The organism is Nocardia sp. NPDC056000, from assembly GCF_042269265.1.
GTDB lineage: Bacteria > Actinomycetota > Actinomycetes > Mycobacteriales > Mycobacteriaceae > Nocardia.
Genome location: NZ_JBHJXS010000005.1, coordinates 1 through 15,774, shown reverse-complemented (window position 1 = coordinate 15,774; position 15,774 = coordinate 1). Strand labels below are relative to the sequence as shown.

Below are 15,774 nucleotides of genomic sequence, written 5' to 3'. Positions count from 1 at the left end.
ACCGCATCGAAAGACAGCGAGTCCTCACATGGTTAGCCGTTCGTAGCGGGCCACGGTCACCGGCGGCGCAGGTTGTCCGGGCTCAGTATGCGCGTCAAGGCCGCGTCGTCGATCAGTGCGGAGCGGCGTACCAACTCGGCAATGGAGGCACCGGTGGCAATCGCTTCGGCGACCAGGGCTGATGTCGCCTCGTATCCGAGTACCGGATTGAGCACGGTGGCGATGCTGGCTGAGCTGAGGACGGCCTCGAGCATGCGGTCGGGGTTGGCGGTGATGCCGCGGATGCAGCGCTCGGTCAGGACTTGTACGGCGGCGGTGAGGTGGGTGAGGGAGGACAGCAGGGCTCGGGCGATGATCGGCTCGAAGGCGTTGAGTTGGAGTTGGCCGGACTCAGCGGCCATGGTGATGGTGAGGTCGTTGCCGACCACTTCGAAAGCGACCTGGTTGACGACTTCGGGGATTACGGGGTTCACCTTGCCCGGCATGATGCTCGAACCCGCTTGTACGGGTGGGAGATTGATCTCGCCGAGGCCCGCTCGGGGGCCGGAGGACAGCAGACGTAGATCGTTGCAGATCTTGGACAGTTTGATCGCGGACCGTTTGGTGACGCCGGAGAGTTGGACGAACGCACCGACGTCGGAGGTGGCTTCGACCAAGTCCCGGGCGGTGGTCAGTGGCAGGCCGGTGATCCGGCGCAGGTGCTCGCACACGATGTCCGGGTAGGCGGGATGGGTGTTGAGTCCGGTGCCGATCGCGGTGCCGCCCAAGTTGATTTCGGCGATCAGCATGGACGCTTCGGCGAGACGGTCAGCATCCTCGCCAATGGTCACGGCGAACGCGGCGAACTCCTGGCCCAGGGTCATCGGCACGGCGTCTTGCAGTTGGGTCCGGCCGAGTTTGAGCATGTCGGCGAATTCGACGGCTTTCGCCGCGCACTGCTCGGCGAGTGCGCGAAGTGTGTGTTCCATTGTGCGCGAAGCGAATCCGAGCGACACCTTCACCGCGGTGGGATAGACGTCGTTCGTGCTCTGGCCGCGATTGACGTGTTCGAGTGGGTGGATGATGTGGTAGTCGCCGCGCTGATGGCCCAGGATCTCCAGCGCACGGTTGGCGATCACCTCGTTGGCGTTCATGTTGGTCGAAGTGCCCGCACCACCCTGGATCTGGTCGACGACGAACTGGTCGTGTAGGGCACCGGCGCGAATCTCGGTGCAGGCCGCGATGATCGCCTCGGCGATGTTCCCGTCGAGCTCGCCCAGGTCCCGATTGGCTTGCGCGGCTGCTTGTTTCACCGAAGTGATCGCCACGACCAGATCGGGTAGCCGCGAGATCGGTACCCCGCTGATCGGAAAGTTCGCCATGGCGCGCGCGGTGTGCACGCCGTAGTAGGCGTCGGCGGGAACCTCGTGAAAGCCGAGCAGATCATGCTCGGTGCGGACGGGGGTCGGTGTGACCATGGCTGTGCTCCTGCGTCAGTCCACGCGGTGGCCGTGGATCAGGCGATTCCTGATCCGGGTATCGGCGGCGGCGTCGACGATCGTGCCCGCCAGCGCTACGGCGCCCTGTCCGATCGCCGTATCGGCGGCGGGAGTGGTGGTGGCGGTGGCGAATTCGGGCTGATGGTTGACCGCGGGCATCGAATCGATGCCGATGTACGGGTGGATGGCGGGGATGAGCTGGGAGACGTTGCCCATATCGGTGGATGCCCGGGCCATCATCGCGTCCGCGCCCGAGGTGAAATGGCGTCCCGCCGCGATCGCGCGACGCTCGTAGCAGGCGAGAAGTTCGGTGTCCGTGCGGAATTCGGCGTAATGCTTGGATTCGGGGGTGACGGTGAGTTCGGCACCCGAGGCCCATGCGCCCGCTTCGAAACAGCGCAGGATGCGGGGTTCGACCTCGGCGAGTTCGGCGAGCGTTTCCGCGCGCACGTACCACCGGCCTGCGGTGTGTTCGGCGATCGCGTTCGGTGCTTCGCCGCCGCGCGTCATCATGCCGTGTACGCGTACCGAGTGCGGCAGTTGCTGGCGCAGCAGCCCGATCGCGACCTGTGCGATGGTGAACGCGTCGGCCGCGTTGACGCCGCGCTCGGGGTACGCGGCGGCGTGCGCGGCTTTGCCGCGATACTCGATGCGGCTGTGCGACACCGCGAATGGCCGGGCCACGGCCACGTCGACCGGGCCGGGATGGACCATCGCCGCCGCGTGCTGGCCGTCGAAACCGCCACGTTCGAGGAGCTCGATCTTGCCGCCGCCGCCCTCCTCGGCGGGTGTGCCGATCACCGACAATGTGAGGCCCAGGTCATCGACGACGGGTGCGAGCGCGAGCGCCGCCCCCACGGAGATGGCCGAGATCAGGTTGTGGCCGCACGCATGGCCGAGGCCGGGCAGCGCGTCGTACTCCGCGCACAGCGTGATGCGCAGGTCACCGCTGCCGATCCGGGCCGCGAACGCGGTCTCCAGGTCGCAGTATCGGTCGGTGATCTCGAATCCGTTGTCCGCCAGCTGTTCCGCAACCCGGCGCGCCGATCGGATTTCCTCCCAAGCGATTTCGGGATGGTCGTAGAGATCACGAGACAGCCGAATCAAGGCCGGGTGGGCGGTAGCCACTCCCCCGGCGACCACGTCGTCGATGGTGGTCACAGATCACCCGGAACGCCGTAGGAGGGCGCGGCCGTCGGATCGATACCACGCATCCGATAGTCGGCCTTCTGCGGTTGCCAAAGCTCCCACAGGGCAACGAGATCCGCCAACGGGTCGGCGGCATAGTCGACCCGCAGATCGGTCACCGGCCAGGACACATCATCAACGACCAGCAGACCTGCGGAATGCACCGGTCCCGCCTCCCCGCCAGCCGCCAATCCCGCGCGGAGCCCGTCGAGCAGGCGGTCCTCGAAGGTCGCCGACCCGCTGCCGGTGTAACCCGCGAGCATTTCGGCCAGGACGCCGTCGTGGGCGAGCAGATTTCCCGCGGCCACGGCCTGCTCACCGACAGCCTCACCGTGGGCTCCGAGACTGTATGCGCCGGAGTGCACCGCGGTGCCGCCATGGATATCGACGACGGTCACCTGGCGGTGATCCGGGAACCGCTCGTGCGCCAAGGCCGCCTCGAGCGCTGCGGTGGCACTATGCCCAGCGTCCAGCAAGTCCAGGACGTGCACGCCGAGTGCCGGATTCGTAATGTTTTGCGAGGCAACAACTCCCACGCCCGCGCGCGGGTGGGCACAGCGCGCCGCCACCGCCGGACTCGACGAGCAGATGACCACACCGAAGGCCCCGGTGCCGGGGTCACGCGCTACCAGCGACAGGGTCATGCGCGGTTGTCCTTCGGCTCGCTGAGCACCGCCGTGGCATCGATCTCGACCAGCCACTCCGGACGAGCGAGGGCCTCGACGACCAGACCCGTCGAGACCGGGTACACGCCTTCGAGCCAGCGTCCCATCACCTGATACACCGGTTCGCGGTACCGGATGTCGGTCAGATAGACGGTGACCTTGACGACGTCGCCCAATGAGCTGCCCGCCTCGTCGAGCAGCATGGCGATATTGCTCATGGCTCGCTCGGCTTGCGCGGCCACATCACCGATGCCGACGGATTCCCGGGTCTCGAGGTCCTGGCCGATCTGGCCGCGCAGGTAGACCACGCCACCGGCGACCACAGCTTGGCACAGGTCGTTCGAGAGATTCTGCTCGGGATAGGTGTCTTTGGTGTTGAACGGCCGAATCCGCCGGTGTGTGGGGGAAGTCAAGGTGCACAGTTCCTTTCGGATGCCGAGGGATGGTTCAGGAGACGGGGACTGTTCGGCTTGCCGCCTTGTGGGCGAGATAGCCGCGTTGGATCGCGATCTGCCCGGCGATGTATGCGGCGTCGTGCCACACGCCCCACAGGAAGCTCGATCCGCGATTCGACAGCCACGGCAGGCCGAGGAAGTACAGTCCCGGCTCGGCCGAGACGCCGCGCTGGTGCACCGGTCTTCCTCGGTCGTCGAATGTGTCGACCCGCAGCCAGTCATAGTCATTGGCGAATCCGGTCGCCCACACGATCGTGCTCACACCAGCCTCGGCGAGCGCGAGTTCGGCGGCGGGTTCGGTCACACAGCTCGGCAGGGGGCCGAGCAGATGTGCGTCGGGCTCCTCGGGCAGCTCGAGACCATTGCGGGCGACATACTCATCCGCCTCGGCCAACATCGCCAGGTAGTTCGCATCACCGTTCTCGATGTTCGTCCGCAGGTCCGAGGCGAACCGCAGGACACCGTCGGTGAAGGTCGTCGCCGTTCCCCACAGGGTGATCCCGTCGGCGGCGAGAGCTCGGAAGTCGACGGTGTGCCCGCCACGAGCTCCGCTGACCGCGATCGTCACATGCTCGGCTCCCAGCGGTGGAACCGCCGCGCCCCACTTGCCCAAAACTCCGAGCCACCAGCAGAAGTCGCGGCCTCGATAGCTGCGCGGTGGGCGATCGTGTGGCCCGACGGCGAGATGCACCGCGCGGCCCGAGCGCCGCAGCTCATCGGCGATCTGCACGCCGGACGATCCGGCACCGACCACCAGCACCGCACCGTCCGACAGCTGCCGCGGATTGCGGTAGGAGCTCGAGTGGATCTGATGAATACCCGCGTCGGCGGGAACGACATTGGGGATGAGCGGCCGCTGGAACGCACCGGTGGCCGAGACAACGAAGCGCGCGTCGATGGTTCCGCTGGATGTCTCGACCACAAAGCCCGGCCGCCCGGTGTTGCGGCGTACCGAGGTGACCTCGACGCCGGTGCGAATCGGCGCGGCGATCTTGTCGGCATAGGCGGCCAGATAATCCGCGACCTGCTCTTTGGTGGCGAATTCGTCTGCGGCGATATCGAATTCCAGCCCGGGGAAGCGGTCATGCCATGCGGGTCCATTGGCAACCAGCGAATCCCAGCGCCACGACCGCCATCGCTCCGCGACGCGATCACGCTCGAGCACCAGGTGTGTGATGCCGTGGGCGGTGAGGTGCTCGCTCATCGCAATACCGGCCTGACCGGCACCGACCACGAGAACGTCGATCTCCTCGGTGGACACTTGCACCTCCGAATACCCTGGGAGAGTTGGCAATTCCATGACTCAGCCGACCGCTGGTCGAATGGTGAACCAGGTCGTCTTCAAGCCGGTGTACTTATCGAGCGCGTGCAGCGACAGATCGCGGCCGAAGCCCGACTGTTTGAAACCGCCGAAAGGTGTTTGGGCGCTGAGCGCGTCGACGGTGTTCACCGAGACCGTGCCCGCCCGCAAGGCGGAGGAGACCCGGTGGGCGCGATCGAGACTGTTCGTCCACACCGATGCGGCCAGGCCATACACACTGTCGTTGGCCATGCGCACCGCCTCGGCTTCATCGCGGAAGGTCTGTATCGACAGCACCGGACCGAAGACCTCCTGGGTGACCAGTTCCGAGTCCGCTTGCAGGCCAGTGAAAATGGTGGGCTCGACGAAGCATCCCCGCCCGGCCACGGTGGTGCGGTTGCCGCCGAGCAGCACCTCACCGTCGGCGCGGGCGCGGTCGATGAACCCCATGACGGTGCGGGTGTGTTCCTCGGATACGAGCGCGCCCAGGGTGGAGGCCGGGTCGAGTGGATCGCCCGGGCGGATCGCTGCGGCATGCCGCAGCAGCGCCTCGGTCAGATACTCGGCCGCGTCCTCCTGCACCAGCAGGCGCGAGTTGGCCGAGCACACCGCTCCCTGGTTGTAGAACCCGCCGAACACCGCCTTCTCCGCGGCCGCGTCGAGATCGGCGTCGGCGAATACGAGATTCGGGCTCTTGCCGCCACATTCGAGCCACACCTGCTTGAGGTTGGAGTCGGCGGCGTAGCGCAGGAACCGCTTACCAGTCGCGGTGGAGCCGGTGAACGCGAGCACGTCGACGTCCATGTGCAGGCCTAGCGCCGCACCCGCGGTCTCGCCGAGACCGGGCACGACATTGAGCACACCGTCGGGCAGCCCGGCTTCGGCCGCCAATTCGGCGAGCCACAGCGCCGACAACGGTGACTGCTCAGCGGGTTTGAGCACAACACTGTTTCCGGCGGCGAGTGCGGGTGCGAGCTTCCACACCGCGAGATCGAGCGGGAAATTCCACGGCACGACCGCGCCGACCACACCCAAGGGTTCGCGCGTGACCAGAGCCAGCGCACCGGGATCGGTGGGCGCGATCTCGCCGGGGATCTTGTCCAGCGCCTCGGCGTAGTAAGTGAAAAGCGCTGCGGCAGAGGGCACATCGACCGTGTCGGCCTCGACGACGAGCTTGCCCATATCGAGCGAGTCCAGCAGCGCCAGTTCGTGCCGATGCTCGAGCATCAGGTCAGCGAGCCGCAGCAGCACCCGTTTGCGTTCGGCGGAGGCCGCCCGGGACCAGACCCCGGACTCGAACGCCGAGCGCGCGGCGCGCACGGCCCGATCCACGTCGGCGGCGTCACCGGCACTTACGCGCGCCAGCACGTCGCCGGTCGCCGGTGCGATCGAGTCGAACGTCTCGCCCGAGGCGGCGGGGCGAAAGGATCCGTCGATGAACAGTTCGGTACGTGGAGCGAGTGTTTCGGCCAGGGCCGACCAGTCCGCGGCCGAGGATGGTGGTGTCATCGTCACTCCCCGGGGATGTAGATGGCGAATTGCTTGAGCAGCGGCGCGTCGACCCGGTACTCCCCGCGCCAGCCGCGTTCGAGAGTGAACGAGTCGCCGGGACCGAAGGTGTGAGCCACGCCGTCCTCGGAGATCAGCGTCAGCGATCCTTCCAGCACGTGGGTGAACTCGTCGCCGGGATAGGACTCGATGTATTCGGTGTAGGGCTGCGCGCGCCAGGAACCGACGCTGAATCGCTGGTCGGCACTGGCGAGATGGGCGCTTTCGTGCTCCTGCGGATCTCCGGCACGCAGAGTCTCGGCGGTGACATAGGCGCTGGGGGTCATGGTGGCGGCGAGTTCGGGGCCGGTGGGAATGGGAGTGGCGGAAGGCATCAGTGGTCTCCTCAAAGTTGTTGTGCGACAAGGGACGGGAAAGGCAGCAGCACGGATTCGGTTGACAGTCCGGTGACTTCGCGCCGGAAGGGCACCGGATCGGTGTTGGCGGGCTCGTCGAGTTCCTCGGCGTAGCGGTGGCCCGACCACACGGCGGCGGCGATGGTCCCGGGAGCCCAGGCGTCGCCGATGCCGCGCACCGAACGCAGGTCGGCCGCCTCCCATTCGTCCTTGCGCCGGTGCAGCTCGTGGTACAGGCCGTCATTGGGCAGTCGCGCGGTCACGAATACGACGCTGTCGGCGGGCATGGTGACCTCGTGGCCGGTAAAGGCACAAGTCGTCGTCACACCATCGGCGGTGACCGAGGTGACGGCCCGGTTGACCTGAACCTCGACACCGGCGTTCATCACCCGCTTGCGGATGCGATGCACTTCCATCGTGTTGGTGGTCCACTGCGAGACATGGGCGGCGGGGGTGACCAGGGTGACGTCGAACTTCTCGGTGGCGAGCAGTTCGGCGATCACGCCGCCGAGGTAGTAATGGTCGTCGTCGAAGAGCACGACCTTGCGACCGCGCGGGCGCAGTCCGGCGAAAATGTCGTCGGGAGTGAGGATTTCGGCCCCGGCGGCGATCGGGATCGGGTGGGTGTGCCAGCGGGCGACACCATCGCGCCGCCAGTGCGAACCGGTGGCGATGACCACCTGCTGAAAGTCGTTGTCGAGGATGTCATCGGCGGTCATCGGGCTCTGCCGGAAGACCTCGACATTGTCGAGTCGACGCAGTTGCTGTTCGCGGTAGTCGACCACGCGGATCCACGCGGACAGGCCCGGCAGACTCGATTCGGTGCGGACGCGTCCACCGAGTTCACGCGTCGCCTCGGCCAGGCTGACCGCGTAGCCGCGCTGACCGAGAGCACGCGCGGCCTCCAGCCCTGCCGGGCCCGCGCCGACGACGAGCACCGTCGATTCGCTCGATCGGGGTTTGATCCGCTCGGGATGCCACCCGCGCCGGAATTCCTCACCCATGGTGGGGTTTTGGGTGCAGCGGATCGGCGACATCGTGAAGTCACCGGAGACGCAGATATTGCAGCCGATGCACTCGCGAATGTCCTCGAGGTCGCCGGTCTCGATCTTGCGGGGCAGGAAGGGATCGGCGATCGAGGGCCGGGCCGCGCCGATGAGATCGAGCACGCCGCTCTTGACCTGGTGCACCATCATGTCCGGCGAGGTGAAACGGCCAACGCCCACAACGGGTTTGGTGGTGAGCTGCTTGAGCCCGCGAACATAGGGTTCCTGCTCACCCTCGGGCCCGAAGCGGGAGGTGACCGAATCGTCCTCCCAGCTGCCCAGGACGAAATCCCATAGATCCGGGAGCTCGCCGAGCATTCCGATGACGTCTTCCATCTCCGCCCGGGTGATGCCCGCGTCGCCGAGCAACTCGTCCACCGAGATTCGGCAGGCGACCGCGGCACGGCCCTCGCAGATCTCGCGGGTGTCCTCGAGGATCTCGCGCAGCAGCCGAACCCGGTTCACCAGGCTGCCGCCGTACTCGTCGGTGCGGTTGTTGTAGCGCGGGGACAGGAAGTGATGCAGTCCGCCGATTGCGTGCCCGGCGTAGACGTAGACGATGTCGTACTCCGCGCGCAGGGACCGGCGCACCGCTTCGCGATGCCAATGCCGCAGGTCGGCGATATCGGATCGGGTCATCTCGCGCGCCTGCACCGGATCGTAGTTCCACGAGACCACCGGCAGGTTCTGCGGTCCGAGCGGGGTTTCGCGACTGATCAGGTTGGGGCTGTTGAGTCCGTTGTGGGCGAGCTCGATTCCGGCCAGCGCGCCGCCCTCGTGGATCTTCTCCGAGATCCGGGTGAGGGCGGGCAGGTCCTGGTCGTCCCAGAGCCGCAGTTCGATGAACGGGCCGATATCGGAGGTGGGGTGGATCTCGACCTGCTCGGTGCACACCACCGCCCAGCCGCCCTCGGCTTTGACCTGCCGCATGTACGCCTCGCCGGAGGGGTCGCGGTAGCCCATGCCGTTGCAGTGCGGGACTTGGAAGAAGCGATTGCGGGCGGTCACCGGTCCGATTCGGACCGGTTCGAAGAGGATGTCGTACCGGGGATCACGCACGGCAGGCTCCTGACTGGAGTGGGGATCAGATCGAACCGTTCTTTGCGATTGATCTCAAATAATCGCCCAGTCCGAACCATCTGTCCACTTCAAGAAAGGTCATCTCAGAACTTGTTTTCTGATGCAGTTCATAAATAATGATGAACATGGCGCGTCCGAAGAAGCAGGAGAACAGGCGGCACGAGATGGTGGCCGCCGCGACAGCCGCGATCGCCCAGCGGGGGTTGACCGGGCTGCGCATCAAGGATGTCGCGCAGGAGGCGGGACTGTCGGCGGGGCTGGTCAGCTACTACTACCCCTCGATGGAGGATCTGCTGCTCGAAGTGCACGAAGCTGCGGTGGATCGGTTCTATCGACGCAGGCTCGACGCCGTGCGCGAATGCTCCGATCCGGTCGAGAGGCTGTGCAGGACAGTGCAACTCGGCATCCCCGATTCCGCCGACGATCCGCTGTGCGCGGTGCTGTACGAGCTGCATGTGCACGCCAGCCGCAATCCCCGGCATTCGGTGCTGATGACCACGCTGTTCGATCTGGAAGTGTCGCTGTACACCACCGCGCTGGAGATCGGCCGCAGTCACGGTGCGTTCACCTTCACCGCGTCTGCGGACGAAATCGCCCAGACGGCAGTCGGATTGGAGGATGCGTTCGGGTTGCATATCGTCGCGCGCAACCGCCGGATCAGCGCGATCGGTGCACGGAACAGTGTGCTGCGGTACCTGGAGGCGATGCTCGGGTGTCGCCTAGGTGAGTTCGAGGCGGCCGAGAGCGCGGCAGTGTCGTGAACTCGCAGCGACGACCCGATGTGACCCTCACCCAACTGCGCTATTTCGTCGAGGCGGCCACATTCCTGAGCATGACTCGCGCGGCCGAACGGTTGATGGTGGCGCAATCGGCGATTTCGTCGTCGATCTCGCAGTTGGAGAACCAGATCGGCACTCCCCTGTTCATTCGCCAGCGCTCGCGCGGGTTGGTACTGACCGCCGCGGGTGAGCAGATGCTGCGCGATACCCGCAGCGTGCTCGCGCATCTGGGCGATGTCCTCGATGCCGCGCGCGGTCACGAGGACGCGGTCCGAGGCCGGGTGCGGTTGGCGTCGTTCATCACCCTGACCCCGTTCCTGCTACCCCGGCTCATTTCCGATGTGGGGCAGGCATATCCGGAGCTGGAGATCGATGTCGTCGAGGTGCGGCCGGACACCGTGCGGACGGCCTTGCGTGACGGCAGTAGCGAATTGGCGCTGTGCTACGACCTGGGAATCGCCGACGATCTCGACTGCGAGGTGTTGGCCACGTACGCCCCGCACGTGGTGCTACCCCCGGACCATCGGCTGGCGGGCGCGCCGGCGATTGCGTTGCGGGACCTGGCCGATGACCCGATGGTCCTGCTCGACCTGCCGGTGAGTCGCGACTATTTCCTCGCGATGTTCACCGCTGCGGGCATTACCCCGACCGTCCGGTATCGGACCGGCAGCTACGAAGCCGTGCGTGGGCTGGTGGCACGCGGTCACGGCTTCTCGATCCTCAATCAGCTGCCCGCCTCGGATGTCACCTATGACGGCGGGCGCGTGGTTACCGTCCCGATAGCCGACGATGTCGTGCCGCTATCGGTCGTGCTCGCGAGCCTCAAAGGCGTGCAGAGCACCGCCCGCGTGCGCGCGGTCGCCACCCGGATTCGGGCGACCTTCGCCGCATGAGTGGCGTGGCGAGTCCGCCGGGGCTCACCATTTTCGATGATCTGCATCAAAAAACCATACGACTCGAAATTGGCCGTTCACATGTTCTGAACACGATGGCGTTGTTTGCTGAACATCATTCATCGAGATGAATCTCAAAGAATTCGCGGCACACCGAATCGAGACGGACATGACTGACACCCCGACAGCCCTGGCGACCGAACAATCAGCGCACCTGGTCAAAGCCCTGCGCCGCTTCGACATCGTCTTCCTCATCATCGCCGCTGTCGTCGGCCTGGAAACCCTCGGTCAGGTCTCCACCTTCGGCGCACAAACCTTCACCTGGGCCCTGGTACTCGCGGTGACCTTCCTGCTCCCCTACGGGCTGATCTTCGCCGAAGTCGGCTCGACATTCACCGAGGAAGGCGGCGCGTACACCTGGGTCCGAACCGCCTTCGGTCGAGGAGCCGGGGCCATCGCCGCACTACTCACCTGGGTCACCCAACCGGTATGGGTCGGCGGGTCGATCTCGTTTCTCGCCGCCGCCACCTGGGATGAGCACGTCGGATCCCTGCCCGCCGGATCGGTCGGCGACTACCTGTTCAAACTCGGCTTCATCTGGCTGACCGTGCTCGCGGCGGTCGTCAGCCTGCGCCGGGGCAAATGGATTCCGACCATCGGCGCGATCCTGAAACTGGGACTGCTGCTGTTCTTCGTCGCCACCACCGTCGCGTACGCGATCCAACACGGCGTCGCCGGACTCTCCTTCGACGATTTCAGCCCCACCATGACCGGCCTGCTCGGAGTCACTCCGATCCTGCTGTTCGCCTACCTCGGCTTCGAATCATCCAGCGCGGCAGCGGCGGAGATGGACAATCCGGCCCGCGACGTCCCCATCTCGCTGCTGCGTTCCTGCCTGACCGCCGCCGCGTGCTACCTGATCCCGATCTTCGCGATCCTGGTCGTCGTCCCGAAGGACCAGATCACCGGCATCGGCGGACTTCTCGAAGCCATCGGCACCGTGTTCTCGGTCTACGGTCCGGCCGCCGAACCACTGGCCACCGTCGCGGCAGTGCTGTTCATCCTGATCCTGATGAGCCAGGGCTCGGCATGGATGATCATCAGTGACCGCGTCCAGGCCGTCGCGGCCGCGGACGGCGCGTTCTTCGGCGGGTTCTTCGGCGTCTTCCATCGCCGACTCGGCACGCCGCTGCGCGTGAATCTCCTTTCCGGCGTCGTCGCGACGGTGTTCATGCTCGTGGCGATGCAGGTAACCGGTTCCAGCGCATCGGTTTTCGCGGTCGTACTGAGCATCTCGATCACCACCTTCCTGCTGAGCTACCTGCTGGTGATCCCGGCGGCGATCCGCCTGCGCACCCGATTCCCCGATCAGCCTCGGCCGTTCCAGGTGCCGGTGAGCAATCGTGGTTTCGCCGCCCTGGGCATGATCTGCCTGGCCTGGGTGCTGCTCGGCTCGTTCGTGGCGATCTTCCCCGGCGTTCTGGACAGCCTGTTCGGACTCGACTACGACTTCATGGCGGTCTGGGGCGTGGACCGCACCCAGTTCGAGGTATTCACCCTCGGCACGCTGGCGGTCCTGCTGGTGCTCGGCGGGGTCGGCTACTGGCGCGCGGGCACGGTACGGGGTCAGACCGAAACCGTTCCGGCACAGAACAACCCGGCACTGGTCACCTCCACCGAGTAACTCGTTCGAGCACGCTGAATCGACATGGCGTGCTCACGCTCGCGTCACGGTGTAGTCCGTCGGGTCGAAGCGTGCGGTCATGCGGCGGAGGCGACGGGCGGACCAGGGCCAGGAGAAGCCGTTGCGGCCGTTCTTGTCGAAGTAGTAGCTGCGGCATCCGCCCGAGTTGTAGACCGTGCTCTGGAGCGCGGCTTGGACGTCGTTGTTGAACTGCCGCATCACCGGGGCCCGGACTTCCAGCGCCGTCGCGGCACTGCGCCGCAGATGGGTCAGCGCCTGAACCACTTGCTGCAGTTGGGATTCGATGATCAGGAACCCCGACGCGACGGCCGAGACGTTCGGCCCGAACAGGATGTAGAGGTTCGGGAAGCCCGGCACCGTGGTTCCCAGGTACGCCTGTGGGCTGCCGTCCCAGTGCTCGGACAGACTGCGGCCATCACTGCCCCGGACCTTGCCCGCGATCGGCATGTCGAGGATCTTGAATCCGGTCGCCATGATCACGACATCGACTTCGGTTTTGGAATTGTCTTCGCCGATAAGGGTATTACCGCGAACGGCGGTCAGGCCGGTCGAGATGACCGAGACGTTCGGGCGTGCGAGCGCCGGGTAGTAGTCACTCGACATCAGCAGCCGTTTACAGCCGACCGACCACTCGGGGGTGAGGGCGGCGCGCAACGCGGGGTCCTCGATGGCCGCGTGGATGTTCTGGCGTCCAAGCCATTTGAAGGCCGCCTGCCCCCAGCGATGATTGAACGCGATATTGGTGAATTCGAGAATCAATTCCTCACGGCGACGGTTGAATTGGTGCACCCACCCCAGACGATGCACACCCAGGCGTCGCGTGATCCGGGACGGCGCGGGCTCCATCTTGGGCACCACCCACTGCGGAGTCCGTTGCAGCACATGGAGTTCGGCCACCTGTTCGGCAATGCTCGGCACCACCTGGATCGCGGAGGCTCCGGTTCCGACGATCGCCACCCGCTGTCCGGTCAGATCGACCTCATGATCCCAGCGCGAGGTGTGGAACACCGGCCCCGGGAAGGAGTCGAGACCGTCGATATCGGGCAGGCTCGGCTCATGCCACGGTCCGGCGGCGGCGACGAGCGAACGGGCACGGATCTCACCGTCGCTGGTGTCCAACACCCAGCACTGTTGCGGCTCATCCCATTTCGCCTCGAACACCTCGACCCCGAGCCGCAGATGCTCGCCGACGCCGAAGCGCTCGGCGGTCGCACGCAGATAGGACAGGATCTCCGGCTGCGGCGCGAACTTTCGACTCCAGTCATCATGGGGCGCAAAGGAATACGAGTAGGCGATGGACGGAATGTCGACCGCACACCCCGGATAGGTGTTGTCCCGCCACACACCACCGACACTGTCGGCCTTCTCCAGCACCACGAAGTCGGTGATCCCCGCCTCGCGCAGCGTGATCGCGGTGCCGAGACCGGAGATGCCGGCGCCGATCACGGCAACCTCGAACAGGGGGGTCATGCGTCCTCCAGGATCAATTGGGCGGCGCGCTCGCCGATCATCATCGACGGCGCGTTGGTGTTGCCGCCGGGAATGGACGGCATCACCGATGCGTCGGCGACGCGCAGCCGCTCGATGCCGCGCACCTTCAAGTCGGGGTCGACCACGGCTCGCTCATCCACGCCCATCCGGCAGGTGCCGGTCGGGTGATAGACGCTCGAGATCCGACGGCGCGCGTCCTCGCGGGCGGCCGCGGGCGTGGTGCCGGAGCGGCCGGGCGCGACTTCGGCGCGGACGTAGGACGCGGCCCCCGGGTGTGCCATCGCCTCGCGGACGATCTCGAGCCCCGACATCAGCACGTCGAGATCCGCGGATGCGCTCAGGTAGCGCGGGTCGATCACGGGCGCGGCATGCGGATCGCGCGAGGCCAGGCGCACCGTGCCCGAGCTCTCCGGATAGAGGAGCACCAGATAGACCGTGAAGCAGGCACCGTCGATATCGGGGTGGACCCCCGGGATCGTGGCATCGTCGCCGCGGCGACCGAGCGGGGTCGCGAACAACTGCAGATCGGGAATGGTGTCGGCGAACTCGGACCTGAGGTGGGCGATGCCCTCCATGTACGAGCCGCCCAGGAAGGTCGAGTTCGCCCGAAGGCGTTCCCTGGCCATCGCGGCAACGAACTTCGCCGGACTCAGGATCGGACCTTCGGTCACGTTGTAGACCACCGGGACAACGGCGTGATCCTGCAGGCCCTGCCCCACCGGCAGATCACCGAGTACCGGGATGCCGTGTTCGGCCAGGTGCGCGGCCGGTCCGATGCCCGAGAGCATGAGCAGTTGAGCGGTACGGAACGAACCGGCGGACACGATGACTTCCTGATGTGCGACAACACGTTCCATGCCTCGCTTGGTGGCGATCTCGACGCCGACGGCCACACCTTTGTCGATCAGGATCCGCGAGACCTGCGCACCCGTCCGCACCCGCAGGTTCGGCGGCGCATCACGCAGGTACGCCTCCGCCGAGCTCTGCCGACGCCCGCCGGCCGCGTTCCATTGGGCGACCGAGACGCCCTCCTGTTCGGCGGCGTTGTAGTCGGGGTTGCGGGCGAGTCCTGCGGTCGTGGCGAGCGAGCCTAGGAAGGCGTCGGTCACCGCGGCGAGATCGCGCGCACGGGTGACACCGATCGGGCCCGAGCCGCCGCGGTAGTCGTTCGCGCCGTCCTCGAACGCCTCCATGCGCTTGAAGATCGGCAGCACATCGGCGTGACTCCAGCCGACGCATCCGGCCGCGGCCCAGTCGTCGTAGTTGCTGTGGTGCCCGCGGGACCAGATCATCCCGTTGACGGCGCTGCCGCCACCGAGTCCGCGGCCGTGCATCTGCGATACCCGGCGGTCGGCGGCATGCGGTTGCGGGCTGGTGCGCGGTTGCCAGGTGACACTGCGCTGCAGCGCGCCGACCCCGTGCATCGCCCCGACCATGCCCGGCACCCGGACGAGCCGAGAGTCGTTGCGGCCGCCCGCTTCCAGCAGCAGGACCTCGGCACCGGAATCGGCGATCCGGCGTGCGGCGGCCGCTCCGGCGCTGCCGCCGCCGACCACGATGTAGTCCGCGGATGTGTCACGCGGTAATTCTCGAGCCATGGGTTATCTCTCTTTGTCGGATCGCTCGATGGCGACGGACGGGTAGTTACGGCGAAGTGCGACAAGGGCATTGCTCAGCTCGATCGCGGCCTGTAGACGAGCGTCCTCGAGCTCGGGTCGCGGCAGGACTTCGCGCAGGACGGCCTCGCCGTCGAACATGTGCACCAGCGAGGTGCCCATCAACCGGAGCAC

General features: G+C 66.3%; 13 protein-coding genes and 1 pseudogene. 3 read left to right on the top strand and 11 right to left on the bottom strand.

The features are described from left to right. Positions 1-56 precede the first annotated feature (56 nt). From ACFC4D_RS15610 to ACFC4D_RS15575, 8 genes are read right to left on the bottom strand one after another with little or no spacing between them, the layout of a single operon-like run. Positions 57-1,457, bottom strand: a complete 1,401-nt coding sequence (locus ACFC4D_RS15610; RefSeq protein WP_376063732.1) for an aspartate ammonia-lyase — start codon at positions 1,455-1,457, stop codon at positions 57-59. Between the two features lie 15 nt (positions 1,458-1,472). Continuing rightward, positions 1,473-2,630, bottom strand: a complete 1,158-nt coding sequence (locus ACFC4D_RS15605; protein WP_376064838.1) for a M20 family metallopeptidase — start codon at positions 2,628-2,630, stop codon at positions 1,473-1,475. A 5-nt stretch (positions 2,631-2,635) separates the two neighbouring features. After that, on the bottom strand, positions 2,636-3,310 hold the full coding sequence (locus ACFC4D_RS15600; RefSeq protein ID WP_376063730.1) for a DUF1028 domain-containing protein: 675 nt from the start codon (positions 3,308-3,310) through the stop codon (positions 2,636-2,638). Next, entirely contained in the window at positions 3,307-3,744 is a 438-nt protein-coding gene (locus tag ACFC4D_RS15595; protein ID WP_376063728.1) for a RidA family protein, read from the bottom strand. The genes ACFC4D_RS15600 and ACFC4D_RS15595 overlap by 4 nt, the downstream gene beginning before the upstream one ends. Positions 3,745-3,778: 34 nt before the next feature. Further along, positions 3,779-5,047 carry a flavin-containing monooxygenase gene (locus ACFC4D_RS15590; RefSeq protein WP_376063725.1) on the bottom strand — a complete coding sequence of 423 codons (1,269 nt, stop codon included), beginning with the start codon at positions 5,045-5,047 and terminating at the stop codon, positions 3,779-3,781. A 42-nt stretch (positions 5,048-5,089) separates the two neighbouring features. Further along, positions 5,090-6,595 (bottom strand): aldehyde dehydrogenase, encoded by a 1,506-nt coding sequence (locus tag ACFC4D_RS15585; RefSeq protein ID WP_376063724.1) that lies wholly within the window; start codon positions 6,593-6,595, stop codon positions 5,090-5,092. Between the two features lie 2 nt (positions 6,596-6,597). After that, complete coding sequence (locus ACFC4D_RS15580) at positions 6,598-6,969, bottom strand: cupin domain-containing protein (RefSeq protein ID WP_376063723.1); 372 nt, start codon at positions 6,967-6,969, stop codon at positions 6,598-6,600. 11 nt (positions 6,970-6,980) lie between these two features. Next, a complete protein-coding gene (locus ACFC4D_RS15575; RefSeq protein WP_376063720.1) occupies positions 6,981-9,095 on the bottom strand; it encodes an FAD-dependent oxidoreductase in 2,115 nt (704 codons plus the stop codon). A gap of 146 nt (positions 9,096-9,241) precedes the next feature. Here ACFC4D_RS15575 and ACFC4D_RS15570 point away from each other — a divergent pair, with 146 nt between their 5' ends. The 3 genes from ACFC4D_RS15570 (at position 9,242) to ACFC4D_RS15560 (ending at position 12,472) form a co-directional block, all read left to right on the top strand. Next, positions 9,242-9,877 (top strand): TetR/AcrR family transcriptional regulator, encoded by a 636-nt coding sequence (locus ACFC4D_RS15570; RefSeq protein WP_376063718.1) that lies wholly within the window; start codon positions 9,242-9,244, stop codon positions 9,875-9,877. After that, complete coding sequence (locus ACFC4D_RS15565) at positions 9,874-10,788, top strand: LysR family transcriptional regulator (RefSeq protein WP_376063717.1); 915 nt, start codon at positions 9,874-9,876, stop codon at positions 10,786-10,788. Before ACFC4D_RS15570 ends, ACFC4D_RS15565 begins: the two co-directional genes overlap by 4 nt. Before the next feature lie 169 nt (positions 10,789-10,957). Further along, positions 10,958-12,472 (top strand): APC family permease, encoded by a 1,515-nt coding sequence (locus tag ACFC4D_RS15560; RefSeq protein WP_376063715.1) that lies wholly within the window; start codon positions 10,958-10,960, stop codon positions 12,470-12,472. A 33-nt stretch (positions 12,473-12,505) separates the two neighbouring features. On the opposite strand, the gene ACFC4D_RS15555 is transcribed toward ACFC4D_RS15560, so the two are convergent. The 3 genes and pseudogenes from ACFC4D_RS15555 to ACFC4D_RS15545 form a co-directional block, all read right to left on the bottom strand. Then, positions 12,506-13,963 carry a flavin-containing monooxygenase gene (locus ACFC4D_RS15555; RefSeq protein ID WP_376063712.1) on the bottom strand — a complete coding sequence of 486 codons (1,458 nt, stop codon included), beginning with the start codon at positions 13,961-13,963 and terminating at the stop codon, positions 12,506-12,508. Beyond that, the gene (locus ACFC4D_RS15550) at positions 13,960-15,582 is read right to left on the bottom strand and encodes a GMC family oxidoreductase (protein ID WP_376063709.1); all 1,623 of its coding nucleotides are present in this window, start codon (positions 15,580-15,582) and stop codon (positions 13,960-13,962) included. Before ACFC4D_RS15550 ends, ACFC4D_RS15555 begins: the two co-directional genes overlap by 4 nt. A gap of 3 nt (positions 15,583-15,585) precedes the next feature. Beyond that, positions 15,586-15,774, bottom strand: a pseudogene (locus tag ACFC4D_RS15545) (hypothetical protein); the annotation flags it as partial.